The organism is Streptomyces sp. NPDC058401, assembly GCF_042722885.1.
GTDB lineage: Bacteria > Actinomycetota > Actinomycetes > Streptomycetales > Streptomycetaceae > Streptomyces.
The window spans coordinates 1-5,093 of sequence record NZ_JBHXKA010000249.1; the positions used below are offsets into that span (position 1 = coordinate 1).

The following is a 5,093-nucleotide window of genomic DNA, read 5'->3' on the forward strand; positions in this document are numbered from 1 at the left end:
GTGGAGATGTCGCAATCCACACCGAACCCGGAGGCCCTCACCCATTTCAAGAACCCAGCACGCGTGTCACCAACGTCTCGGGACAACACACCTAGGCCCCCGCCGCCGATCGAGCCGTCAGTCGAGCCGTCCCCCGGTCGCCGGGCGGACGGCCGAGGCCACCGCCTCCGCCAGCCCCGGTACGTCCGCCGGGGACAGCGTCGACATCGTCATCCGCACGGCCGGCCCCGATTCCACCCGGAACCGGGCCCCGGGAGCGACCGCCCAGCCCGCACCCAGCAGGCGAGTCACCACCGCCGTCTCCTCGGCGACCGGCACCCACACGTTCAGCCCGCTCCGCCCGTGCGCCTTCACCCCGCGCCGGGCCAGCGCCGCGACCAGTACGTCCCGGCGCTCCCCGTAGGAGCGCGCGACCGCCGCGTGGTCGACCGCTCCGGCCTTCCACAGCTCCACCGCGGTGTACTGCAGCAGCCTGCTCACCCACCCGGGGCCCAGCCGCTGCCGTCCGCGGACCCGGTCGAGCGTGACCTCGTCGCCGGTCAGCAGGGCGAGCCGCAGGTCGGGGGCGTACCCCTTGGCGGTGGAGCGGATCACCACCCAGTGGCGGGTCGCCCCGCCCAGCACGTTCAGCGGCAGGTCCACGATGCCGTGGCCGTGGTCGTCGTGGACGACCAGTACCTCCGGGTGCCCGGCGAGCACCGCCCGCAGCTCCGAGGCCCGCTCCGCGCTCACCACGGCGCCGGTCGGGTTCTGCGCCCGGGCGGTCACGAGCAGTGCCCGGACCCCTTGCGCCAGCGCCCGTTCCACCGCGTCGGGCAGCGGCCCGTCGTCGTCCACGGCCACCGGCACCACCCGTAGCCCCAGCGCCGGGACGAGGTCGAGCACGCTCCCCCACCCCGGGTCCTCGACCGCCACCGCGTCCCCGGGACGCAGGTGCGCGGCCAGTACCCGTTCGATGCCGTCCAGCGCGCCCGAGGTCACGGCCATCTCCCCGGCCGGCACCCCGTCCGCGTCGAAGGCGGCCCTGGCGAGCCGGGCCAGTTCCGGGACGACCGGGTCCTGGCCGTAGAGCGTCGGCTCGGCGGCGTACCGGCGGGCCGCGCCCGCCAGTGCCCCTTCCAGCGAGGGCAGCAGCCGCACGTCCGGGTTGCCGGAGGCGATGTCGCGCACCCCCGCCGGGACTGCCATCCGCAGTTCGTCGCGCGGAGCGGTCGCCGGACGGGACCGCACCCGGCTGCCGCGGCGCCCGTCGGTCTCGATGACCCCGCGTTCGCGCAGCGTGCGGTACGCGGCGGCCACGGTGTTGGGGTTCACCCCCAGCACACCGGCGAGCTCCCGCATCGGCGGCAACATCGCTCCCGGTGCGAGCGCGCCCGAGGCGACGCCCGCTTCCACACTCGCGGCGATTTCCGATGCGCGCCGCCCGATGATCAGATACTCTCCTAGCACAAAGGCAAGTATGCACTAATACAACGGAGTCCGCACGATGAGCGTCACGCCCGCCCCCGAGACCACCCCGGAGACGTCGACGGCAACGCCCGCGCCCACGGAGGCGCCGGCCGCCGGATACGCTCCCACGGACCGTACCGTCCCGAGCCGGTACCGCGACCGCGCGCACTACGACCACGAGACGGTGCACTCGATACTGGACGCGGCCTACCTCTGCCACCTCGGCTTCATCCGCGACGGCGCGCCGGTGGTCCTGCCGACCCTCTTCGGCCGGGTCGGCCGGACCCTCTACGTACACGGCTCCACGGGCTCGCGCCCGCTCCTCGCGGCCGGCAAGGCCGACCCGGGGCTGCCGGTCTGCCTCACCGTGACCCACCTCGACGGCCTGGTCCTGGCCCGCTCCGCCTTCAACCACTCGCTCAACTACCGTTCGGTGGTCGTGCACGGCACCGCCTACGAGGTGACCGACCCCGAGGAGCGGCGGATCGCGCTCGACGCCCTCGTCGACCAGGTAGTTCCGGGCCGCTCGGCCGACTCCCGGCCGGCGAACGCCAAGGAGCTCGCGGCCACCGCCGTGATCCGCCTGGACCTGAACGAGGTGTCCGCGAAGGTCCGCAGCGGCGGCCCGGGCGACGCCCCCGAGGACCTCGCGCTGCCGTTCTGGTCCGGCGTGGTCCCCGTGGCGCCGGCGTACGGGACCCCGGTCCCGGCCGCCGACCTCGCCGCGGGCATCCCCGTCCCGGACTACATCACCGCGCTCTGACGGCCGCCCCGTCGGCAAGGGCGGGCCGGCCCTCCGGCCCGCCCTCCCGGGTCTCCGCGCCCGTTGTCTCCCCGCTCCCGGTCTCCGCGCCCCCGGACTCCCCCGGCCGCCGCGACTCGGCGGCGATCAGCGCCCCCACCGCCGTCAGCAGGAGTACGGTGCCCAGCACCACCGGTGCGGTCAGCCGCTCCCCGAGCACCAGGACGGCGATCGCCGCCGCACCGACGGGCTCGATCAGCATGATCACGGACACCGTCGCGGCCCGTACCGCGGCGGCCCCGCTGAAGTAGAGCGCGTAGGCCAGCGCGGTCGGCACGGTGGCCATGTAGGCGAGCAGCCAGAGCACCCGGGCGGGCTCCGCGGTGTGCGGCACCAGCCCCTCCACCAGGGCGAACGGCAACAGGCACACCGCGCCCACCCCGACCGACCAGACGGTGGTGACCAGCGGGTCCCCGCCCGTCCCGCGCCGCCCCAGCAGCCTGGCCCGCAGGGTCATGGCCCCGTAGCCGGCGGCCGACAGCAGCGCCCAGCCGACACCGAGCGGCCGCACCTCGCCGCCGCCGCTGCCGAGGACGAGGACGGCCAGCCCGGCCAGCGCCCCGCCGACCGCGAGGATCCCGCCCCGGCCGAGCCGCTCCCCCATCCAGTACCGGGCCCCGAGCGCGATGAGCACGGGCCCGGATCCGAGGGTGACCACGGTGGCCACGGCGAGCCCTGTCTCGCGGACGGCGGCGAAGTACGCGGACTGGAAGAGGGTGAACAGCAGCCCGGTCCCGATCAGCGACCCCACCGAGGCCCGGGCCCGGACGGCGCCCGCCCCCGCGAGGGCTCCCCGCGGGCGGCGGCGTACGGCGAGTACCGCGAGCAGCACCGCCAGCCCGCCCGCACACCGCCAGAACGACAGGGCGAGCGGGCCGAGGTCACTGGCGAGGAAGAGCAGCGAGGCCGCCGCCCCCGCCGTGCCCCAGGCGGTTCCGGCGATGACGAGGAAGAGCAGACTGCGCCCGCTGGCGGGCATGTGGTCCGAGGGGACCGGCTGGATCGACACGAGAGTTCTCCGCGCGTGCGTGAAGGATGAAAGGAGCAGGTCATCGCTTCGCGGGCAGCGCGAATCCGCCCGGGTCACGGCCCGGGCCGGGTTCTCCTACGTGGTGGCAGCCGCCCGCGCTAGGCGGCGGGAGGCGGAAGCACGGTCATCGGCATGATCGAGAGCCTAGACCTTGCTCGGATCGCGGTCCAGAGCGGCCACCGGCTCCGCGACCCCGGGCGCGGGCGCAGCCTGCCGGGAGGTCTGCGCGATGAAGGCCCCGCCCAGCACCAGGGCGCCGCCGATGATCTGCCAGGTCGCGAGGTGCTCGCCGAGGAGCACCCAGGCCAGGACGGTCGCCACGACCGCTTCGAGGCAGGCCACCACGCCCGCGACCTGCGGCGACAGCTTGCGCACGGAGACCACACCGGTCAGGTACGCGAACACGGTCGCGATCAGCACCACCCAGCCGAGCAGCACTGGCGCGGGCACCATCAGGTCCCCGAGCGCCGCGTCGCCGCCCAGCACCCGCCAGTCGATCTGCCAGGGCCGGGCGATGACGGTCATCACGAGGGTGCCGACGATCATGCCGTACGCGATCATGCCCATCGGATCGGGCACGTCGTCGCCGTCGCTGCCCTGGTCGGCGAAGACGAAGTAGAAGGCCTGGCAGCAGGCAGCCGCGAGGCCGAGCAGCACGCCGAGCAGGTCGAGGCTCAGCCCGGCCCAGATCTGCACCACGCAGGCGAGGCCCACGACGGCCACGGCGGCGCCGGCCGCGGCGGCCCGGGTCACGGGCCTGCGCTGCACGAAGCGGATCCAGCCGAGCAGCAGCGCGGGGCCGAGGTACTCCAGCAGCAGGGCCACGCCGACCGGGATCCGGGACAGGGAGGCGAAGTAGAAGGCCTGGACGCCGGCCACGGCGACGAGCCCGAAGCCCGCGAGCAGCAGGGGTTTGCGGCGTACGAGATCGCGATGGCGCCAGGCCAGCGGGGACAGCACGAGGGCCGCCCCGGCCACCCTGAGCCAGACCATGTGGAGCGGGTCCAGACCCGCCTCGATCAGCGGCTTCGCCGCCACACCCGAACCACCGAACGCGATCGCCGAAACGAGGGCGAGGCCCAGTCCGGCATGTCTCCCTGACGCTTGCATTCGGACATCATGGCAGGCCCGGTCAGGAGCGACGGGACCGTGACACCTGTTGAGACGCTCCCGAGACCGACCCGGCACCGGCCGGGCCCGGACCCGCCCCATCCCTCCCCGCCACTCCATATCTGACAGGTCGTCAGTCTTGAATGTTGCGTCCGCCGGGACTACCTTCCGCCGCACGTACTGACGAGAAGGGGTGGTCGCATGGCTGAAGTCACCGCGGAATCACGCATCGAGGCGTCCGCCGCGAAGCTCTGGTCCCAGCTGACCGACTGGGACGCTTACGGCCAGTGGAGCATGACCCACACCAACTTCCCCAAGGGCGGCCCCGAAACCCTCGCGGTGGGATCCACCTTCGCCGAGAACATGAAGATGATGGGCTTCCCCGCCGAGGTCCTCTGGACGGTCTCGGAGCTGGAGGACGAGCGCGTCTTCACGCTGACCGGCAAGGGCCCCATGGGCGTGGCCATCCTGACCCGCTACACCCTGATCCCGGACGGCGAAGCCACCACCGTCCGCATCGACGGCGAGTTCACCGGCGCGGCGGTCTCCCTCATGGCGGGCAAGCTCAAGGACTCGGCCACCGCCGCCCTGAACGAGTCGCTCCGCAAGCTCTCCGGCCTGGTCGCCTGAACACCGCTCCCGACCGGGCGGACCAGTACGCCCCCACACATGACGGCGCGCCCCGCGAGAAACCTCGCGGGG

General features: G+C 73.8%; 5 protein-coding genes. 2 read left to right on the top strand and 3 right to left on the bottom strand.

Annotated elements, in window-relative coordinates; all coding sequences use genetic code 11:
• Nucleotides 1–117: 117 nt before the first annotated feature.
• Entirely contained in the window at nucleotides 118–1,449 is a 1,332-nt protein-coding gene (locus ACFWNV_RS39215) for an aminotransferase class I/II-fold pyridoxal phosphate-dependent enzyme (RefSeq protein WP_383957000.1), read from the bottom strand.
• Between the two features lie 37 nt (nucleotides 1,450–1,486).
• Here ACFWNV_RS39215 and ACFWNV_RS39220 point away from each other — a divergent pair, with 37 nt between their 5' ends.
• Nucleotides 1,487–2,212: a pyridoxamine 5'-phosphate oxidase family protein gene (locus tag ACFWNV_RS39220; protein ID WP_383957003.1), complete on the top strand. Its 726-nt coding sequence runs from the start codon at nucleotides 1,487–1,489 to the stop codon at nucleotides 2,210–2,212.
• Here the strand turns inward: ACFWNV_RS39220 and ACFWNV_RS39225 are convergent.
• Entirely contained in the window at nucleotides 2,199–3,230 is a 1,032-nt protein-coding gene (locus ACFWNV_RS39225; protein WP_383957012.1) for a DMT family transporter, read from the bottom strand. The genes ACFWNV_RS39220 and ACFWNV_RS39225 overlap by 14 nt on opposite strands.
• A gap of 195 nt (nucleotides 3,231–3,425) precedes the next feature.
• A complete protein-coding gene (locus ACFWNV_RS39230; RefSeq protein ID WP_383957006.1) occupies nucleotides 3,426–4,391 on the bottom strand; it encodes a DMT family transporter in 966 nt (321 codons plus the stop codon).
• A gap of 201 nt (nucleotides 4,392–4,592) precedes the next feature.
• Between ACFWNV_RS39230 and ACFWNV_RS39235 the strand changes: the two genes are divergently transcribed.
• The gene (locus tag ACFWNV_RS39235; protein ID WP_383957009.1) at nucleotides 4,593–5,021 is read left to right on the top strand and encodes an SRPBCC family protein; all 429 of its coding nucleotides are present in this window, start codon (nucleotides 4,593–4,595) and stop codon (nucleotides 5,019–5,021) included.
• The last annotated feature ends 72 nt before the right edge of the window (nucleotides 5,022–5,093 follow it).